The sequence below is a fragment of the Aeromonas sp. s10 genome, from assembly GCF_040907975.1.
GTDB lineage: Bacteria > Pseudomonadota > Gammaproteobacteria > Enterobacterales > Aeromonadaceae > Aeromonas > Aeromonas caviae.
On the sequence record NZ_JBFOCV010000004.1, the window covers coordinates 25,278 to 45,044 of the forward strand.

Below are 19,767 nucleotides of genomic sequence, written 5' to 3' on the forward strand. Positions count from 1 at the left end.
TTCCCAAACCCGATGGTCATCGACCTTGGGAAAGGCGGGTCTTGCGACCCACCTTGCGTTATGGATTGAGAGCTATCAGTTCAGCTCGGTGACGCGGCTAGTGCGCTTGCCATCGAAGCTGGTGGTACGCAGCCAGACCTTGCCATCCACGGTCGGCTTGGCGGCAGCGTCGTAGGCGCTCCAGCTCTTGCCGTCCAGGCTGTACTGGATGGGCAGGCCCGGCAGATCCACGTTCGCTTCCAGCACGCCGTTCACCACCTTGGCACCCGGTACGGAGAGGCGATATTCCACCCCGGCCTGGTCCAGTTTCGGCAGCACGCGCTGACCCAGCACGTTGGCAAACTGGTTCCACTCCTTGTTCAGGGTGGCCTTGTTGACATGCTTGGTGGTGCCGGAGAACTCGCGACCCTTCACGTAATCGAGCTCGAAGCCGCCCTTGTGCCAGGCGCGCTCGGCCACGGAGAAGATGCGCGGATAGACCATGTATTCGTACTGGGCATCGGTGCGCACGGTTTCACTCCACTGCTGACCGGAGATCCCCTTGAACTTGACCGGATCCTGGTCACCCTTGGCCACGAAGGCGTTGCCGTCGCGGTCAACCGAGGTCTCGGCGTTCTGCGGCAGGTTTTCCGGGGCGAAGGCGAACACCTTGCGGGTGTCGTTGAAGCGGGTTGCCCAGTAGTAGCCGCGCTCGGCCGGGTGTACCTCGTTCGGGAAGTCGAAGTAGAGGTAATCCGGGTTGGAGAGCACCACGTCATAGCCCTTGTGCGCCCATTTCATCGCCTCGTTGAAACCACCCCAGTAGAGGGTTTCCCAGAAGTTGACACGGGTGTTGTCGGTGGCGAAGTCCTTGGCGCTGTTGGCGTATTTCAGACCGTCTTCCCACGCCTGCAGGGTGGAGAAGCCGTGGCCCTTGACCATCTCGCTCACTTCCTTGGCAAAGTAGACCGGCAGCTCGGCCACGTCCTTGATCTTGCCATCGTCGATCATCTTCTGGCACATGGGGGACTTGCCGAACGGCTTGTCCTGCTTGCTGGAGTCGACGTTGCCCTTCCAGGCCACCAGATCTTCTTTCTTGGTGACGGCCGGATCCTGGTAACCACCGCCCTGCATGATGTTCTTCGCCTCGTCACCACCGTAGTGCCAGGCGGTCAGCGGCTGGCCGGCGGCCTGGTGCATCTGGGCCACTTCATCCATCACCTTGGCCACGAAGGTGGCGGCACCCGGCTGGCAGGGGTTGATGAAGGACATCTTGTCGTAGAACTGTACCGAGGTGACGTTGGAGGTATCGGCCGGGTCAGTCAGACGGAACTGGTTGGCCTCGGCTTCTTTGCCCTCGCTCATCAGACGCTTGTAGCGTGCCTCCATGGAGACCACGGCGGCACGGGCGTGGGCCGGCATGTTGATCTCGGGGATCACTGTCACACCGCGGGCCTTGGCATAGCGTACCAGGTCGATGTAGTCCGCCTTGCTGTAGAAACCGGAGCCCTGGTTGTCGCTGGTGGGGCCGGAGCCAAGCTGCGGCATCAGGCACTTGGTTTCGGACTCGTCGTGGCAACGCTGGCTGCCGACGTCGGTCAGCTCCGGCAGGCCCGGGATCTCCAGACGCCAGCCTTCATCGTTGGTCAGCCCCAGGTGCAGCACGTTGAGCTTCATGGCGGACATCTGATCCACCAGCTTCTTCATGGTCTCGGGGCTTCTGAAGTGACGGGCCACGTCGGTCTGCATGCCGCGGTATTCAAAGCGCGGCGCATCCTCGACGCTCATCTGGCTCACCAGCTTGTCGTCAACCCCCAGCAGGGAGATCAGGGACTGGGCGCCCCAGAAGGCGCCGTCAACGTCGTGCCCCTGAATGACGGTGCCCTTCTTGCCGATGGTCATGTCGTAGCCTTCGGCCTGCTTGAGCTTGCTGCCGAGCTTGATGGTGACCGGGTAGCCGGTGTCGGAGAGGGTAACACCCAGCTTGGTCAGTTGCGCCTTCAGGGCCTCGGCGCGATCGCTCGGCAGGTCAAGGGCATTGAGCTTGATGGTGGAGAAGTCGATTTGCGGGCCGGCCTTGACCACCTGCTTCATCGGGCTCGGCAGGATGCGGTCGTCAATCTTGCCGGCAGGCAGCAGGGTGCTGGTCTGGTTCGCGGCGAAACGGGTCTCGCTGTTCATCAGGATGTTGTTGTCATCCTTGGTGCGCTTCCAGCCATCGGCAGGCATCGGCTTCTCGTAGGTGCTGGCATCGTCGATGTTGCTCATGCTGGCCAGCACTTTCGGCTCGGCCCCTTCACTGGCGACATACCAGTTCGGCATGATGTCAGATTCGAACAATACCCAGTATTCCACCACCAGGGGCACCTCGACCGTGGCGTCCTTGGCAAAGCCCTGGAACTTCTCGGTCGGCGTCAAACGATAGAGGTCGCCGGTCAGGTGGGTGATGGTGAACTGGTCGTTGTCCACCCGCTGGATGCGGCGGATGGAGGAGACATAGATGCTCCAGTCCTTGGAGGTGACGTCGGCACCGGTATTGGTCAGGTGCAGCTTGGCAACGCCGCAGCTCGCCCACTCGGAGCCCAGCGCCTGGCAGTCAAGACCGGCGCCGGCACCGTCATTGGTGACGACTTCGTACTTGACGACGAGGTTGCTGGCGAGGGCGTCGACCACCGCTTGCCTGGCAGCATCGGCTGCAAGTGCGGGACCGGCGAAAACGGTAGACATGGCAATGGCTAACAGAGAATGTTTCAAGTTCATAACTGCTGCTCTCATTTGAAGTAAAGGTTGGATTTTCTTGGCTTTTTTTATATGGGGCCCCGAGGCGGGGCCCTTAGTTATGTCAACAATGGACTTAGACTTGAGGTGAGCGAGTCGCTCGATTAACGCAGGGCTTTCATCTCACCGGCGATGATCTCGGCCAATGGGCCCAGAATCACCTGCAGGTTCTGCTCACCGAGCTTGACCACACCGGCCGCGCCCAGGGCTTTGAGCTTGCGCTCGTCAACGATGCTGCGGTCTTTCAGGGTCAGACGCAGACGGGTGATGCAGGCATCGATGGTCACCAGGTTCTCCTGACCACCCAGCACTTCCAGATACTGCTTGGCCAGCTCGGTGCGGTCGGTGGTTTGAGCCTGTACCGGCACGGCTTCGTCATCTTCACGACCCGGGGTTTTCAGGTTGAACTTGGCGATCACGGCGCGGAAGACCACGTAGTAGAGGCCGAAGAAGACCAGACCCTGTACCAGCAGCATGTACCACTGGGTCGCCAGCGGGTTGCGGCTGGAGAGCACCATATCCACCAGACCGGCGCTGAAGCCGAAACCGGCGATCCAGTGCATGGAGGCTGCGATGAACACGGAGATACCGGTCAGCAGGGCGTGGATGACGTACAGTACCGGCGCCACGAACATGAAGGAGAACTCGAGCGGCTCGGTCACCCCGGTGAAGAAGGCGGCAAAGGCGGCAGCGATCATGATGGACGCAACCTTCTCTTTGTTCTCTTTCTTCGCGCTGTGGTAGATGGCCAGTGCGGCACCCGGCAGACCGAACATCATGATGGGGAAGAAGCCGGCCTGGTACATGCCGGTCACGCCCACGACAGCCTTGCCGGCGTCGATGGAGGATTGGCCACCCAGGAAGTTCGGGATGTCGTTGATGCCGGCCACGTCGAACCAGAACACGGAGTTCAGGGCGTGGTGCAGACCGACCGGGATCAGCAGACGGTTGAAGAAGGCATAGATGCCGGCACCGGTGGAGCCCATGCTGACGATGGATTCACCGAAGCTCACCAGGCCACCGTAGATGACCGGCCAGACGGCCATCAGGATGAAGGAGACGACGATCATCACCACGGAGGTCACGATCGGCACCAGACGACGACCGGAGAAGAAGGCCAGCGCCTTGTGCAGCTCCACGCTGCTGAAGCGGTTGTAGAGCTCGGCGGCGATGACACCACACAGGATGCCGACGAACTGGTTGCTGATCTTGGCAAAGGCTGCCGGCACCTGGTCGGCCGGGATACCCTTGATCTGGGCCACGGCGCCCGGGCTCAGCAGAGTGGTGACCACCAGGAAGCCGACCAGACCGGCCAGCGCGGCGGAACCGTCTTTATCCTTGGACATGCCGTAAGCGACGCCGACGGCGAACAGAATGGGCATACTGTCGATGATGGCGGCGCCCGCCTTGATCAGAAACGCAGCCAGAGGGCTTCCGCCACCCCAACCGTTCGGGTCAATCCAGTAGCCAATCCCCATCAGGATCGCGGCGGCAGGCAATACCGCTACCGGCACCATCAGGGCACGGCCGATCTTTTGCAAATAACCGAGAATGTTCACGGTTCCTCTCCTTAGTTGGTGTTTTTCTAGAAATTAAGTGCTTATCACGTTCGACGCATAAGCCATCAAGGCTTGATTGGCAGTCTATGTGTTTTATTTCGCTGCGCAAATTAATAAACCAGCTTTCGTGATCATTATCACTCAACAGAGATAAAGGTAGCCGATAGATGTGGCTTAGTTCGCAATCTTTATTTACGCTATAAAACAACTTGAATCCGTGTCTGGTCCCTTGCCGTCACTCCCTGTGCGGCAACCGTACTGAGGTATATAGAATGCGCCTGATCCCGTTGAAGTCTGCCAGCCAGGTGGGTCTCTGGTCTGCCCGTTACATCGTTGACCGCATCAATGCGTTCAAACCCACTGCCGAGCGCCCCTTCGTGCTGGGTCTGCCCACTGGCGGCACCCCGCTCAACACCTACAAGCGCCTGATTGAGCTGCATAAAGCCGGCGAGGTGAGCTTCCAGAACGTGGTCACCTTCAACATGGACGAGTACGTGGGGCTGCCCAAGGAACACCCGGAGAGCTACCACAGCTTCATGCACAACAACTTCTTCAATCACGTGGACATTCGCCCGGAAAACATCAACATCCTCAATGGCAACGCCGAGGATCTGGTGGCCGAGTGCCAGCGCTACGAAGACAAGATCAAGTCCTACGGCAAGATCCACCTGTTCATGGGCGGCGTCGGCAATGACGGCCACATCGCCTTCAACGAACCGGCCTCTTCCCTGGCTTCCCGTACCCGGGTCAAGACCCTGACCGAAGACACCCGCATCGCCAACTCCCGCTTCTTTGGCGGCGACATGGAGCAGGTGCCCAAGCTGGCTCTGACCGTGGGTGTCGGCACCCTGATGGACGCCGAAGAGATCCTGATCCTGGTGGTCGGTCACGCCAAGGCCCAGGCCCTGCAGGCCACCGTGGAGGGCAGCGTCAACCACATGTGGACCATCTCCACCCTGCAACTGCATCCGAAAGGGATTGTGGTGTGCGACGAACCTTCCACCATGGAGTTGAAGGTCAAGACGGTGCGCTACTTCCAGCAACTGGAAGCCGACAATATCAAGCACCTCTGAGGAGCTCCCATGTACGCTCTGACTAATTGCACTCTCTACACCGGCAGCTGCGTGCTGACCGGTTATGGCGTGGTCATCGATGGCGACAAGATTGTCGCCATCTCCCGCCAGGCAGAACTGCCCGCCGGCATCGAGCAGATTGACCTCCAGGGCGCCAACCTCAGCGCCGGCTTCATCGACGTCCAGCTCAACGGCTGCGGTGGCGTCATGTTCAACGGTCACATCACCACGGACACCCTGGCCACCATGCAGGCGGCCAACCTGAAATCCGGGACCACCAGCTTCCTGCCGACCCTGATCACCAGCCCGGATGCGGACATGAAGCAGGCCGTCGCCGTCACCCGCGACTACATGGCCGCCCACCCCAACGAGGTGCTTGGCGTCCATCTGGAAGGGCCCTACACCAACCTCAAGCGCAAGGGGATCCACCCGGCCGAACAGATCCGCCAGCCCGCCGACGAGATGATCGACTTCTTCTGCGACAACGCGGACGCCATCGCCAAGATCACCCTGGCGCCGGAGCGCAACAAGCCCGAGCACATCCGCCGTCTGGTGGAGGCCGGCATCCTGGTCTCCGCCGGCCACACCGCCGCCAACTACGACCAGGCCATGGCGGGCTTTGACAACGGCATGCGCTTTGCCACCCACCTCTACAACGCCATGACTCCGACCCTGAATGGTCGCGAGCCCGGCGTGGTCGGTGCCATCTACGATCGCAAGGATGTCTATGCGGGCATCATCGTCGACGGCCACCACGTACACTGGGCCAACGTGCGCCTGGCGCACAGGATGCTGGGGGAGCGGCTGGTGCTGGTCACCGATGCCACCGCGGCGGCAGGTGCACCGGAAGGCTTTGAGAAATTTGATTTTTGCGGCGCAACCGTCTATTTCCGCGATGGTCAGTGCGTCGATGAGAATGGTACACTCGGCGGCTCCGCCCTCACCATGATCGAAGGGGTGGAAAATCTGGTCAAACAGGTCGGATTGCCGCTCGACGAAGCACTGAGAATGGCCACCCTTTACCCCGCTCGCGCCATTGGATGGGACTCGCGTCTCGGTAGTATCCAGGTAGGAAAAATTGCCAACCTCACCGTCTTTGATCAGGCCTTCGCGGTCTGCGGGACCGTGGTTAACGGACACTACACAACACAGTGACACTATGACTGGCGGACAAATAGCAAACGTAGATCTTATCAAGCAGGTAAACAGTGCGGTCGTCTATCGCCTCATTGACCTGCAGGGGCCCATCTCGCGGGTCAAAATTGCCGAGTTGAGTCAGCTGGCCCCGGCCAGCGTGACCAAGATAACCCGGCAACTGATCGAGCACGGCCTCATCAGGGAAACCTCGCCGCAAGCCTCCACTGGCGGGCGCCGCGCCATCTCCCTGACCACCATCAAGCATCGCTTCCAGTTTGTGTCCGCCAAGCTGGGTCGCGGCTACCTGCAGCTCTCCCTGTATGACCTCGACGGCAAGGAGCTCGATCAGCACATCACCCAGGTGACCGAGATCGAGCAGCAACCCGTGGTGGACATGCTGCTGCGGGAGATTGGCGCCTTCATCGACGCCAATCAGGATCGCAGCCGCAACCTCATCAGCATCGCGCTGACCATGCCGGGTCTGGTCAACCCCGAATCCGGCATGGTCATCTACACCCCCACCTACCAGATCCGCAACCTGGGGCTCGCCAAGCTCCTGGAGCACCACTTCAACCTCCCCTGCTACGTGGGCAACGACACCCGTTCGCTGGCGCTGGCCGAACACTTCTTCGGCGAGTCCCGCGACTGCATGGACTCCATCCTGGTGAGTGTCCACCAGGGGACGGGCTCGGGCATCATCACCAAGGGCAAGGTGTTTCTCGGCCAGAACCGCAACGTCGGTGAAATAGGCCACATCCAGGTCGAACCCCTTGGCAAGCGCTGCCACTGCGGCAACTTCGGCTGCCTCGAGACCATCGCCTCCAACGAGGCCATCGTCGACAAGGTGAAGGAGCTCATCAGCCGCGGTCACCTGAGTTCGCTGCAGGAGAAGCACATCACCATCCAGGAGGTGTGCAAGGCGGCGGTGGCCGGTGACGAGCTGGCCCGCAGCGTGATCGAGAACGTGGGGGAGCACCTGGGGCGCGCCATCGCCATCACGGTCAACCTGTTCAACCCCCAGAAGGTGCTCATCGCCGGTGAAATCACCGCCGCCGAAGAGATCCTGATCCCGGCCATCCGCCGCTGCGTCGAGCACCAGTCTCTGCCAAGTTTCCATCGCGGCCTGCCCATCGTGAAGGCGCGCTTCCAGAACCAGCCCACCATCGGCGGCTTCGCCCTGGTCAAGCGCTCCCTGCTGGAAGGGGATCTGCTGCAGATCATCATGGAGCAGAAGTAAGGCCTACCCCTTCGGATACGAAAACGGCAGCCAGTGGCTGCCGTTTTTTTATGGTCTGTTTTCGCCGGTTCACCCCGCCCGGCACGGTTTGAACAGATCCAGCTTGCCGTCATAGACCTGGGTCTGCACGTCCATGATACCGAGCATGGTGCGGGGCAACAGGTCGTCGTGCCGCTCAACCGCTCGGGCCCATTTACCCCGCCCGGCAGGGCTTGAACAGATCCAGCTTGCCGTCATAGACCTGGGTCTGCACATCCATGATGCCAAGCATGGTGCGGGGCAACAGGTTGTCGTGCCGCTCAACCGCTCGGGCCCATTCACCCCGCCCGGCACGGCTTGAACAGATCCAGCTTGCCGTCATAGACCTGGGTCTGCACGTCCATGATGCCAAGCATGGAGTGGAACAGGTTGTCGTGGGAGAAGCGCTTGCTGGCTGCCTCCTGTTGCAGGCAATCCAGATTGAGCTGACGGTCTGCCTGCAACTGGGGAGAGAACCAGGTCAGGAGCGGCACCCGGGTCTGATCGTCCGGTGCGAACTTGTAGGGGGTGCCGTGCAGATAGAGCCCCATGGCACCGAGGGATTCGCCGTGATCCGACAGATAGACCAGCCCCACGTTGTACTGGCTCTCCAGGCTCTTGAGCTTGTCGATGAGCTGGGCCAGCACCTTGTCGGTGTAGCGGATGGTGTTGTCATAGGTGTTCACCAGCTCTTCGTTGCTGCAGTTCTCGATGTCGCTGCGCGGGCAGTCCGGCAGGAAGACGCGATCGGCGGCCGGGTAGCGGCGATAGTAGGTCGGACCGTGGCTGCCCATCAGGTGGAAGGCCACCAGCTTGCTGCCCTGCTTGCCCTGCATGTCGGCGATCTGCTGATCCAGCCCCTGCAACAGCACCTCGTCATGACAGGCATTGCCGGAGCAATATGCGGGGAATGCCTTGGGCTCAATCTCGATGGTGGGGACGTTTTTGCACACCCCCTTGCAGCCGCCGTCGTTCTCCTTCCAAAGCACCGAGATCCCGGCATGTTGCAGCACGTCCAGCAAGCCATCCTGGGACTGGGCCCTGGCCTCGTCATAGCCGCGCCGGGTCATGTTCGAGAACATGCAGGGCACGGAGAGCGCCGTGGCGGTGCCGCAGGAGCGCACGTTCCTGAACGAGACGACATTGGCCTCCTTCTCGGTGAAGCCGTTGGTCTCCTTCTTGTAGCCGTTGAGGGAGTAGTTCTGGCTGCGGGCCGTCTCCCCCACCACCAGGAACATCAGGGTCGGCTTCTGATGCTGGCCGATCACCCTGGCATCGGTGCCGATCTGCTGGTAGGGAATGGGAGTGGCGAAGACCACATCCCGGGCGTACTTGTAGAGCCCGTGCACATAGTTGGCGGGCACTATCTCCTTGCCGAGGGACTTGTTGTTGCGCCCGACCGAGGCGTAATCCTGGTAATAGAGGGCGGCAGCCCCCATCAGAAACAGCAAGGAGAGGGCGATGGAACCGAGGCGTAGACCCAGCCCCTTGTACCAGGGACGGGGATACTCAATCTTCACCCACAACAGAACCAGCACCGGCAGCAGGCCGGTCAGCAGGAACCAGAGCACCACGGAGCCGTTGAGGTAGGAGCCCGCCTCCCCGCTGTTGGTCTCGATGATGTTCTGCATCATGCCCATGTCGAAGATCACCCCGTACTTGAGCATGGCGTAGCTGACCAGGGAGCCGGTCAGGATGAGCAAGGCGAAAAAGGGCTTGAGCAGATAACGGAAGGTAAAGGGCAGGAACACCGCGTTGAGGGCCGCCACCAGTACCAGGGGAATGGAGAGGACAAACCCCGCCTTGACGTGTTCAAGGGCGCTGAGAATGCGATAAAAGTGCAGGAAAATGGGCCAGTTGAAGACCAGTGCAAACAGCAGCACCAGCAACAGATTGACCTTCATCACTCCCAGAGTGAGACGCATAGAGAGACTCCGACAAACCAGTGGAACTAACAACCTGCCAGCAGGCTTCGTGGTGACCATCCCGACACTCGGCCCTGAAAAACAGGACAAGAGCCAGGGAGGTCCAGATACGGGGTCATCCTAGGACGGCAAACTTAAGCGAACATTAAGAGAGGAAATCGAACCACAAGGGGAGGTGCTCGGTCTGGCACATAAAAAAACGGCAGCCCGGGCTGCCGTTTTTGCGAAGGTGAACAAGGTGTCGCACCTGTGTGTTCGCGAACCTGAACAGGGTCACGAGAGACAATTACAGGGTCGCGGCGATCTCGTCGGAGCCGGGGAAGAGGACCGTTGTGGTCACCCTCCCCTTGCCCTGGGTCTCACAGCGTTCCCGAGAGGCAATCACAGGGTCGCGGCAATCTCGTCGGAGCCGGGGAAGAGGACCGTTGTGGTCGCCATCCCCTTGCCCTGGGGGATCACAGAGTCGCGGCAATCTCATCGGAGCCAGGGAAGAGGACCGTTGTGGTCGCCCTCCCCTTTGCCCTGAGGGATCACAGGGTCGCGGCAATCTCGTCGGAGCCGGGGAAGAGGACCGTTGTGGTCGCCCTCCCCTTGCCCTGGGGGATCACAGGGTCGCGGCGATCTCGTCGGAGATGGAGCCGTTGTGGTACACCTCCTGCACGTCGTCCAGATCTTCCAGCATGTCGATGAGGCGCATCAGCTTGGGCGCGGTCTCGGCATCCAGTTCCGCCTCGGTGGAGGGGATCATGGTCACTTCGGCGCTCTCGGGCTTGAAGCCGGCGGCTTCCAGACCGTCCAGCACGGTGCCGAAGTCGTTCGGGGTGGTGTAGACCTCGATGGTGCCATCTTCTTCGGTCACTACGTCGTCGGCACCGGCTTCCAGCGCGGCGTCCATCAGGGCGTCTTCATCGGCGCCCACGAAGGTCAGCACCCCCTTCTTGGTGAACAGATAGGCCACGGAGCCGTCGGTCCCCAGGTTGCCGCCGCACTTGCTGAAGGCGTGGCGCACTTCGGCCACGGTACGGTTGCGGTTGTCGGTCAGGCACTCCACCATGACGGCGGAACCGGCCGGGCCGTACCCTTCGTACACGATGGTCTCGAGCTGCTCGCCGTCACCGCCGCCGGCCCCACGGGCGATGGCGCGGTTGATGGTGTCGCGGGTCATGTTGCTGGTCAGGGCTGCCGCCACCGCCGCACGCAGGCGGGGGTTGTTGGCAGGATCGGCATCACCCAGACGCGCGGAGGTGGTGATTTCGCGGATCAGCTTGGTGAAGATCTTGCCGCGCTTGGCGTCTTGCGCCGCCTTGCGGTGTTTGATGTTGGCCCATTTACTGTGACCTGCCATAGGGACTCTCCGTTATAGTTGGAAATTTCAGTAACACTGGTATCGACCAGGGGGAAACGGGAAAGGCCGCATCGCTGCGGCCTTTGTTGCCGATAACGGCTTATTCGTCACCCTTGACGGTGGTCGCAATCGCCAGCTCGCCCAGTTGGGCCGGGTTGGCAAAGCTCGGGGCGTCTGTCATCAGACAGGCGGCCGCCGTGGTTTTCGGGAAGGCGATGACATCCCGGATGTTGTCGGTGCCGGTCAGCAGCATGCTGAGGCGGTCCAGACCGAAGGCCAGGCCGGCGTGGGGCGGGGTGCCGTATTTCAGGGCATCCAGCAGGAAGCCGAACTTCAGGCGCTGCTCGTCCGGGGTGATCCCCAGGATGTCGAACACGGTGGACTGCATCTCGCTGTTGTGGATACGCACAGAGCCGCCACCCACTTCGTAACCGTTGATCACCATGTCGTAGGCGTTGGCGTAAGCACCCACCGGGTTCGCTTTCAGCTCGGCCGGGCCCAGGTTGCTCGGGGCGGTGAAGGGGTGGTGCATGGCCGCCAGGCCGCCTTCGCCATCTTCCTCGAACATGGGGAAGTCGATGACCCACAGCGGCTTCCAGACGTTCTCCACCAGGCCCAGATCGCGGCCCACCTTCAGGCGCAGGGCGCCCATGGCATCGCACACCACTTTCTTGGAGTCGGCGCCGAAGAAGATGATGTCGCCATCCATCGCGCCGGTGCGGGCCAGGATCTCGCGCACGATGGCGTCAGAGAGGAACTTGGCCACCGGGGACTGCACCCCTTCGAGGCCGCTCCCGGCGTCGTTGACCTTCATCCAGGCCAGGCCCTTGGCACCGTAGATGCCGACGAACTTGGTGTACTCGTCGATCTGCTTGCGAGAGAGCTCCGCGCCGCCCGGTACCTTCAGGGCCGCCACACGGCCTTTCGGATCCTTGGCAGGACCGGCGAACACGGCGAACTCCACCTCGGTCAAGAGATCTGCCACGTCCACCAGCTCCATCGGCAGGCGCAGGTCCGGCTTGTCGGAGCCGAAGCGGCGCATGGCCTCGTCGAAGGTCATGATGGGGAAGTCGCCCAGGTCCACGTTCAGGATGTGCAGCCAGAGCTTGCGGATCATCTCTTCCATGATTTCACGCACCTGGGGTGCGGTCATGAAGGAGGTCTCCACGTCGATCTGGGTGAATTCCGGCTGGCGGTCGGCACGCAGGTCTTCGTCGCGGAAGCACTTGACGATCTGGTAGTAGCGGTCGAAGCCGGACATCATCAGCAACTGCTTGAACAGCTGGGGGGACTGCGGCAGGGCGTAGAACTTGCCCTTGTGCACGCGGCTCGGCACCAGGTAGTCACGGGCCCCTTCCGGGGTCGCCTTGGTCAGCATCGGGGTCTCGATGTCGAGGAAGCCGTGCTCGTCCATGAAGCGGCGCACGAAGGCACTGGCCTTGGCACGGGTCTTCAGGTACTTGGCCATCTCGGGACGACGCAGGTCCAGGTAGCGGTACTTGAGGCTCACCTCTTCGCTGTTGACCTGGTTGAAGTCAAGGGGCAGCGGCTCGGCACGGTTGATGATGGTGAGCTCGTGGGCAAACACCTCGATGGCACCGGTGGCCATGTCGCTGTTGCGCTGGGAGTCGGGGCGGGTACGCACCACACCGGTCACCTGGATGCAGAACTCGCCGCGCAGCTCGGAGGCCAGGGCAAAGGCGTCCGGCTTGTCCGGATCGAAGAACACCTGCACGATGCCCTCGCGGTCGCGCATGTCGATAAAGATGAGGCCGCCGAGATCACGACGACGATGGACCCAACCGCACAATGTAATGGTCTGCCCGGCATGGGCCTCATTGACCTGTCCGCAATAGATAGAGCGCATGGACTTCTTCCTTCGAAATGGTAGAGAGACGGTTCATCCTGGGTCGCCGGGCACGACTGGCAAGCACCGTCTGTCTCACAGCTGGCCAGATCCTGCTTCTTGCCCGGTTTGAAATCTGTCTCGGGTCATCCGGCTCCCCGAGCCGGATTCTTGCCGCCGCCCCAGGCAGGCCCCCGCTCCCGACCGGGATGACGAGTGGGCGCCGGGGTATCGGCGGCGTCGTTGTCTGGCCACTGCCGGGCCGCGATCATCGTCACCCGGGGGCTCGGTCGCGCGCATTACGACAATGTGGCAAACAAAAGGGTTGGCATTATAGAGGAAAACCTCCATTTGGGTAAAATGGCCCGCAGCCCCCTTTACCCTGTTTTTTGTTGTTCTGGCGCAAAAAGGAGGGCAAAAGTCCGCCAACCTGCCGACAGGAACCATCATGAGCCTCTATTTGGGCCTGCCCCAGTGGTCACACCCGGCCTGGCCCGGCCAGTTGCTGGGGATGAATGCCAGGCCCGCCGAGCACCTCGCCGACTATGCCCGGGTGTTCAACTCCGTGGAGGGCAACACCACCTTCTACGCCTCGCCGACCACGGAGACGGTGCAGCGCTGGGCCGATGCGGTCCCCGACCACTTTCGCTTCAGCTTCAAGTTTCCCAAGGAGATCAGCCACCAGAGCGATCTGGTGAGCGCGGACAAACAGGTGACGGCCTTCATCCGCCTGCTGGCCCCCCTGCATGACAAGCTGGGGCTGCTCAAGCTGCAACTGCCCGCCCGCTTCGGGCCAGAGGGGCTGGCCCGTCTGGATGCCTTCTTCGCGCGGCTGCCCCAGGATTTCACCTATGCCCTCGAGGTGCGCCACCCCGATTTCTTCGCCAAGGGGGAGGCGGAACGGGCCCTCAACCGGATGCTGATGGCGCGGGGCATCAATCGCATCATGCTCGACAGCCGTCCGCTCTTCTCGGTGCCCGCCACCACGGCCGCCATGATCGATGCCCAGGGCAAGAAACCCAGGTTGCCGGTCCATCTGCTGGCCACGGGGGGTGCCCCGGTGGTGCGCCTGATTGGTTTGCCTCAAATCGAGGACAATCACCCATTTTTGCCACCATGGTTGCCACATTGGAAACAATGGCTTCAGGAGGGCAAGGATCTCTACCTCTTTGTTCACACCGCCGACAATGCCCGGGCCCCCGAACTCGCACGGCAGATCAGCCGCCTGCTCGGCCAGGAGATGGCCCCCTGGCCGGGAGAAAACGATCGCGCCCGCCAGGGAGTGCTGCCCTTTTGAGCGACCCCCTCCCCGCCCCTTCTCCGTCCCCAAAAAAAGCCGCTTTTTTTGTGGTCCCACCGGGGTTGGCGTCAAGACAAACGCCCGCCTTTCCTCTACACTAGCGCCCCAAGTAAGGTCCCGGGCCTGGGTGCATGGCAATGCGTTGCCCACCCCAGCCCGGCACCCTGAGGGCCCGGACCATGGCCCGTTGCGAACAGGGGCAGCCCGAAGGATCCCGGAGCAAGCCACCCCGTTCGTCAACCGGTGACGACGCCATTTCGATGCCCGTCCACCCAAGATTCAATTGAATAAAACAGCCGCCCACCACACCGGCTGTCAGGTTGCGTCAGCATGCACGATCAGATTTTTGCCGCCCCCATTGCCCGTCTGGGAGACTTCTGCTTTGACGAGCAGGTCGTCGACGTCTTCCCCGACATGATCCAGCGCTCGGTGCCCGGTTACAGCAACATCATCTCCGCCATCGGCATGATGGCCGCCCGCTACGCCCAGCCCCAGAGCCGCCTCTACGATCTCGGCTGCTCCCTCGGCGCCGCGACCCAGGCCATGCGCCGCCACGTCACCCAGCCCGGCTGCCAGATCACGGCGGTGGATCTCTCCCACCCCATGATCGAGCGGGCCCGCGCTCACCTCTCGGGCTTCAAGTCCGAGGTGCCGGTGGAGCTGGTGGAGGCGGACATCTGCGACATCCCCATCGAGAACGCCTCCGTGGTGGTGCTCAACTTCACCCTGCAGTTCGTCGCCCCCGAGAAGCGGGCCGCCCTCATCGCGCGCATCTTTGACGGCCTGCGCCCCGGCGGCATCCTCATCCTGAGCGAGAAGTTCCGCTTCGATGACGAGCAGGTCAACGAGCTGCTCATCGACTTGCACCTCGACTTCAAGCGGGCCAACGGCTACAGCGAGCTGGAAATCAGCCAGAAGCGCACCGCCCTTGAGAACGTGATGCGCACCGACACCCTGGCGGTCCATCAGGCGCGCCTGCGGGACGCCGGCTTCACCCACCTGGACCTCTGGTTCCAGTGCTTCAACTTCGGCTCCATGATTGCCATCAAAGCCAGCGACACCAACTAAGCCATGATCGATTTCGCCCATTTTTATCAACTGATCGCCAAGAACCGGTTGAGCCACTGGCTGCACACCCTGCCCGCCCAGCTGCACGCCTGGCAGCACGACAACCTGCACGGGGATCTGCCGCGCTGGAACCGCGCCCTCGCCAAGCTGCCCGTCGTGGCCCCCGGCCGGATCGAGCTCAAAGAGCGGGTTGCCATCGGCGGCCCCGATAGCCTGGGAGAGGGTGAGCGCAAGAAGACCGAGAGCCTGCTGCGCCAGCTCATGCCCTGGCGCAAGGGCCCCTTCCATGTGCACGGCATCCACATCGACACCGAGTGGCGCTCCGACTGGAAGTGGGATCGGGTGCTGCCCCACATCAGCCCGCTCCAGGGCCGCTACGTGCTGGACGTGGGCTGCGGCAGCGGCTACCACCTCTGGCGCATGGTGGGGGAAGGGGCGAAACTGGCGGTCGGCATCGACCCGAGCCCGCTGTTCCTCTGCCAGTTCGAAGCCATTCGCCACTTCGCAGGCAACGACCAGCGCGCCCACCTGCTGCCGCTCGGTATCCAGGAGCTGCCGGAGCTGCGGGCCTTTGACACCGTCTTCTCCATGGGGGTGCTCTATCATCGCAAGTCCCCCATCGAGCACATCGAGCAATTGCGCAACCAGCTCAAAGACGATGGGGAGCTGGTGCTCGAGACCCTGGTGGTGGACGGCGACGAAAACCAGGTGCTGATGCCCTCCGATCGCTACGGCAAGATGCGCAACGTCTGGTTCCTCCCCTCGAGCGCGGCCCTCACACGCTGGGTCGAGCGCTGCGGGTTCACCGATGTGCGCATCGTCGACGAGAATATGACCAGCACCGACGAACAGCGTCGTACCGACTGGATGATTAACGAGTCCCTGAGTGACTATCTGGATCCACACAATCCTGCACTCACGGTCGAAGGATACCCGGCACCCAAACGTGCCGTACTGATCGCCAGAAAGGCCAAAGACTAGCCGATGGCGGCTGTGGAAGTTACACTGACCCAATTCCAGGAAGCACAGTTAAATGAATGACATGAAAAGCAAATTAAAAGGAATGACCCTGCTCTCCCTGCTCAGTCTCGGCGGGTGTGTCAGTATGGAAAAAGCCCCCCCGGCCCCGACCCTGACGCTGGCCGAGCTGCGCAACGAGATCTCGTTGAGCGAGCAACGTCTGCAAACATCCATGGAACAGCAACAGAAGCAGTATGTGCAGCAACAGCACCTGCTGGTTCAGCTCAACACCGATGTCACCAACATGAAAGAGTCCGTGAAGAAAGTCGACAGCAAGCTGGCTACCCTGCCTCCCGAGCCGCCCAAGGCCATGCCCATTCCCACCGAGAAATGCCCGGCGCCGAGCCAGGGCCACACCGTCGATGGCAAGCTGCTGGTGGGTGAAGCGGAGTGGATCTGGGTTGACGCCGCCAACGACGCCTTCCAGGCCCGGGTCGACACCGGCGCCACCACCTCCTCCATCAGCGCCCAGGAGATCACCATCTTCGAGCGCAACGGCAAGAACTGGGTGCGCTTCTTCCTGAGCCACCAGGAGATGGACGACAAGATCCAGATTGAAGCGCCCCTGGTGCGTCACGTGCGGGTCCGTCAGGCTTCCGCCGACGATCTCGACCGTCGCCCCGTGGTCCGCCTCGCCGTGCGCATCGGCGACATGACCGAGAAGGCCGAATTTACCCTGAAGGACCGCAGCGACATGACCTTCCCCGTGCTGCTGGGCCGTGAATTCCTCAAAGACATCGCCGTGGTCGACGTGGCCCGCGAATATATCCAACCCAAACCCAAGCTCAAGGATGTGAAATAATCCATGGTTTCCCGTAAGCCGTTCTATCTGCTGGTCGCCCTGCTCTACATCGTCGGCCTGGGGATGACCTTCTATCATCACATCGCGCTGGACGTCCCGCTCACGCCGGGTGAAAAGCGCCAGATCTGGTCCATCGAAGCCAAGCTCGAATTCGAGGCCACCGGCGAGCCGGTGATCGCCTCCCTGGCCATTCCGGGCACCCAGCCCGGCTTCACCCTGATGAACGAAAACGCCGCGAGCCCGGGCTATGGCCTGTCGTTCGTGGAAAAAGACGGGGATGCCCGCGCCGAGTGGTCCATCCGCGCCGCCTCCGGCCGTCAGGAGCTCTACTACCGGGTCGACATGATGGCCGATGCCCATGCCAAGCCCGCCGCCAACCCGCAGCCGCCCGCCATCGAGAAGCAGATCGAGAGCGAGCCCTACGCCACGGCCATGAAGCAGATCCTGGAGCGCGCCCAGGAGCGCTCCGCCGACGGCTACACCCTGACCCGCGAGATCATCAAGGAGATCGAGAAGCAGGAACAGAACGCCGAGCTGCTCAAGTCCCACAAGAGCCGCGCCAATCTGATTGCCGAGCTGCTCAACAACGCGGACGTCCCGGCCCGGGTGGTTCACGCCCTCAGCCTGGAAGATGGCCGCCGCCGTCAGGAGCTGGTGGATTACCTGCAGGTCTTCAACAGCCCGACCGACTACAAGCTGTTCAACCCGCAAAGCGGTGAACAGGGTCAACCGGCCAACCTGCTGCTGTGGGAGTACAACTCCGGCGCCCTCCTGGACGTCACCGGCGGTCACAACTCCCGCGTCACCTTCTCGATGATCGAGCAGGAGCAACCGGTCAACGTGGCCCTGGCCCAGAAGTTCGAAAAATCCGAGATGATGAACTTCTCCATCCACAGCCTTCCCCTGGAAGAGCAAGCCCTGTTCAAGGGTCTGCTGCTCATCCCCATCGGCGTGCTGATGGTGGTGTTCCTGCGGGTCATCGTGGGGATCAAGACCTCCGGCACCTTCATGCCGGTGCTGATCGCGGTCGCCTTCATCCAGACCTCGCTGGTCACCGGCCTCATCGGCTTCCTGCTGATCGTCGGCACCGGCCTGGTGATCCGTTCCTACCTCTCGAGGCTGAACCTGCTGCTGGTCGCCCGAATATCGGCGATCATCATCATGGTGATCTCGATGATCGGCATCTTCTCGGCGTTCGCCTTCAAGCTGGGGCTGACCGACGGCATGAAGATCACCTTCTTCCCGATGATCATCCTCTCCTGGACCATCGAGCGCATGTCCATCCTGTGGGAAGAAGAGGGTCCCAAAGAGGTGTTCCGCCAGGGCGGCGGCTCCCTGCTGGTGGCGGTCATCGCCTACCTGGCCATGGACAACGAGCTCATTCGTCACCTCACCTTCAACTTCCTCGGCCTGCAGCTGGTGCTGATGGCGACCGTGCTGTTGATGGGTAACTACACCGGCTACAAGTTGAGCGAGCTCAAGCGCTTCAAGCCGCTGGTGGACGAGATGAAGTCTGGTGCCACCCCGGGTAAGGACAAGTAACAGATGTGGTTCTGGCAGAAATACACCAGTCCGTGGAGCCTGTCCCAGGCAGGCATCCTCGGCATGAACAAGCGCAACCACTCCTACATCAGCCGCTACAACCCGCGCCGCCTCTATCCGCTGGTGGATGACAAGCTCAAGACCAAGCGCATCGCGCTGGATGCGGGGGTGACGGTGCCTGAACTTATCGGCACCATCCGCGAGCAGCACGACGTGACTCGCATCACCGAGCTGGTGAAAGACTGGCCGGGCTTCTGCATCAAGCCGGCCCGCGGCTCCGGCGGCAAGGGGATCCTGGTGATCCTGCGCCAGGAGGACGGCCTCTTCTACAAGCCCAACGGCAGCGCCGCCAACGGCCAGGATCTGGAGCGCCATGTCTCCAACATCCTGGCGGGACTCTATTCCCTCGGCGGCAAGCCCGACGTGGCGCTGGTGGAAGGGCTCATCAACTTCGACGACGTGTTCGACGGCTACTCCTTCGAAGGGGTCCCCGATGCCCGGGTGATCATCTTCAAGGGGTTCCCGGTGATGGCCATGATGCGCCTCTCCACCTCGGCTTCCGATGGCAAGGCGAACCTGCACCAGGGCGCCGTGGGGGTGGGCCTGTGCCTGCGCACCGGCCGCGCCCTGCGGGCGGTGCAGTTTGGCAACCCGCTGCGCCACCACCCGGACACCGGCCTGGATCTCTATGATCTGAAGGTGCCCCACTGGGACACCCTGCTCAACCTGGCGGCCTCCTGCTACGAGATGTCCGGTCTTGGCTACATCGGGACCGACATGGTGCTGGACAAGTTCCGCGGCCCCATGCTGCTGGAGCTCAACGCCCGTCCGGGCCTTGCCATCCAGATCGCCAACGGTCGCGGCCTGGTGCCCAACCTCAAGACCATCGAGAAGCTGGGTCAGGTCAAGATGAACGTGGAGCAGCGGGTCAACTTCGCCAAGGATCACTTCGGTATCTTCGACGAATAGTCCGCCCCCCTTCTGCAAAAACGCGCCCACCGGCGCGTTTTTTTATGTCCGCTCCTGCGCGCAGGGCGCCCCGCCCGAAGGCCGATCCCCGTCACATCCCATGGCGGCCCCCCTTCAATGGCGCGGCACAAGGGGATAAGCTCCTGACCAATGAGGGGTGGCCTGCCCA

14 protein-coding genes are annotated in these 19,767 nt (G+C 62.0%); 9 read left to right on the forward strand and 5 right to left on the reverse strand.

The genetic code is table 11. The features are described 5' to 3' along the window. Positions 1 to 75: 75 nt before the first annotated feature. Positions 76 to 2,739, reverse strand: a complete 2,664-nt coding sequence (locus AB5Y59_RS00435) for a beta-N-acetylhexosaminidase (protein ID WP_368211248.1) — start codon at positions 2,737 to 2,739, stop codon at positions 76 to 78. 122 nt (positions 2,740 to 2,861) lie between these two features. Next, positions 2,862 to 4,316 carry an N-acetylglucosamine-specific PTS transporter subunit IIBC gene (nagE, locus tag AB5Y59_RS00440; protein ID WP_039039841.1) on the reverse strand — a complete coding sequence of 485 codons (1,455 nt, stop codon included), beginning with the start codon at positions 4,314 to 4,316 and terminating at the stop codon, positions 2,862 to 2,864. A 272-nt stretch (positions 4,317 to 4,588) separates the two neighbouring features. Here nagE and nagB point away from each other — a divergent pair, with 272 nt between their 5' ends. From nagB to AB5Y59_RS00455, 3 genes are read left to right on the forward strand one after another with little or no spacing between them, the layout of a single operon-like run. After that, positions 4,589 to 5,389: a glucosamine-6-phosphate deaminase gene (nagB, locus tag AB5Y59_RS00445; protein WP_010674098.1), complete on the forward strand. Its 801-nt coding sequence runs from the start codon at positions 4,589 to 4,591 to the stop codon at positions 5,387 to 5,389. A gap of 9 nt (positions 5,390 to 5,398) precedes the next feature. After that, positions 5,399 to 6,544 carry an N-acetylglucosamine-6-phosphate deacetylase gene (gene nagA / locus AB5Y59_RS00450; RefSeq protein ID WP_039039842.1) on the forward strand — a complete coding sequence of 382 codons (1,146 nt, stop codon included), beginning with the start codon at positions 5,399 to 5,401 and terminating at the stop codon, positions 6,542 to 6,544. Between the two features lie 4 nt (positions 6,545 to 6,548). Further along, positions 6,549 to 7,763 (forward strand): ROK family protein, encoded by a 1,215-nt coding sequence (locus AB5Y59_RS00455; RefSeq protein ID WP_010674096.1) that lies wholly within the window; start codon positions 6,549 to 6,551, stop codon positions 7,761 to 7,763. Positions 7,764 to 8,080: 317 nt separating this feature from the next. Here the strand turns inward: AB5Y59_RS00455 and AB5Y59_RS00460 are convergent, their stop codons facing one another. The 3 genes from AB5Y59_RS00460 to aspS all read right to left on the reverse strand — a co-directional run bounded on the left by AB5Y59_RS00460 (position 8,081) and on the right by aspS (position 12,918). Beyond that, positions 8,081 to 9,706, reverse strand: a complete 1,626-nt coding sequence (locus tag AB5Y59_RS00460) for a phosphoethanolamine transferase (RefSeq protein WP_201887767.1) — start codon at positions 9,704 to 9,706, stop codon at positions 8,081 to 8,083. A gap of 604 nt (positions 9,707 to 10,310) precedes the next feature. Further along, complete coding sequence (locus AB5Y59_RS00465; protein WP_010674094.1) at positions 10,311 to 11,051, reverse strand: YebC/PmpR family DNA-binding transcriptional regulator; 741 nt, start codon at positions 11,049 to 11,051, stop codon at positions 10,311 to 10,313. Between the two features lie 100 nt (positions 11,052 to 11,151). Then, entirely contained in the window at positions 11,152 to 12,918 is a 1,767-nt protein-coding gene (gene aspS / locus AB5Y59_RS00470; protein ID WP_010674093.1) for an aspartate--tRNA ligase, read from the reverse strand. Positions 12,919 to 13,345: 427 nt separating this feature from the next. On the opposite strand from aspS, the gene AB5Y59_RS00475 reads away from it, so the two are divergent. From AB5Y59_RS00475 to AB5Y59_RS00500, 6 genes are all read left to right on the forward strand, one after another. Then, positions 13,346 to 14,194: a DUF72 domain-containing protein gene (locus AB5Y59_RS00475; RefSeq protein ID WP_323908911.1), complete on the forward strand. Its 849-nt coding sequence runs from the start codon at positions 13,346 to 13,348 to the stop codon at positions 14,192 to 14,194. A 333-nt stretch (positions 14,195 to 14,527) separates the two neighbouring features. Beyond that, positions 14,528 to 15,265, forward strand: coding sequence for a carboxy-S-adenosyl-L-methionine synthase CmoA (cmoA, locus tag AB5Y59_RS00480; RefSeq protein WP_010674091.1), 738 nt, complete (start codon positions 14,528 to 14,530; stop codon positions 15,263 to 15,265). 3 nt (positions 15,266 to 15,268) lie between these two features. Next, positions 15,269 to 16,246 (forward strand): tRNA 5-methoxyuridine(34)/uridine 5-oxyacetic acid(34) synthase CmoB, encoded by a 978-nt coding sequence (cmoB, locus tag AB5Y59_RS00485; RefSeq protein WP_201924997.1) that lies wholly within the window; start codon positions 15,269 to 15,271, stop codon positions 16,244 to 16,246. Between the two features lie 82 nt (positions 16,247 to 16,328). Continuing rightward, on the forward strand, positions 16,329 to 17,087 hold the full coding sequence (locus AB5Y59_RS00490) for an ATP-dependent zinc protease (protein WP_010674089.1): 759 nt from the start codon (positions 16,329 to 16,331) through the stop codon (positions 17,085 to 17,087). A 3-nt stretch (positions 17,088 to 17,090) separates the two neighbouring features. After that, on the forward strand, positions 17,091 to 18,629 hold the full coding sequence (locus AB5Y59_RS00495) for an inactive transglutaminase family protein (RefSeq protein WP_041215543.1): 1,539 nt from the start codon (positions 17,091 to 17,093) through the stop codon (positions 18,627 to 18,629). Positions 18,630 to 18,632: 3 nt separating this feature from the next. Then, positions 18,633 to 19,598, forward strand: a complete 966-nt coding sequence (locus AB5Y59_RS00500; protein ID WP_039039849.1) for an alpha-L-glutamate ligase-like protein — start codon at positions 18,633 to 18,635, stop codon at positions 19,596 to 19,598. Positions 19,599 to 19,767: the final 169 nt, after the last annotated feature.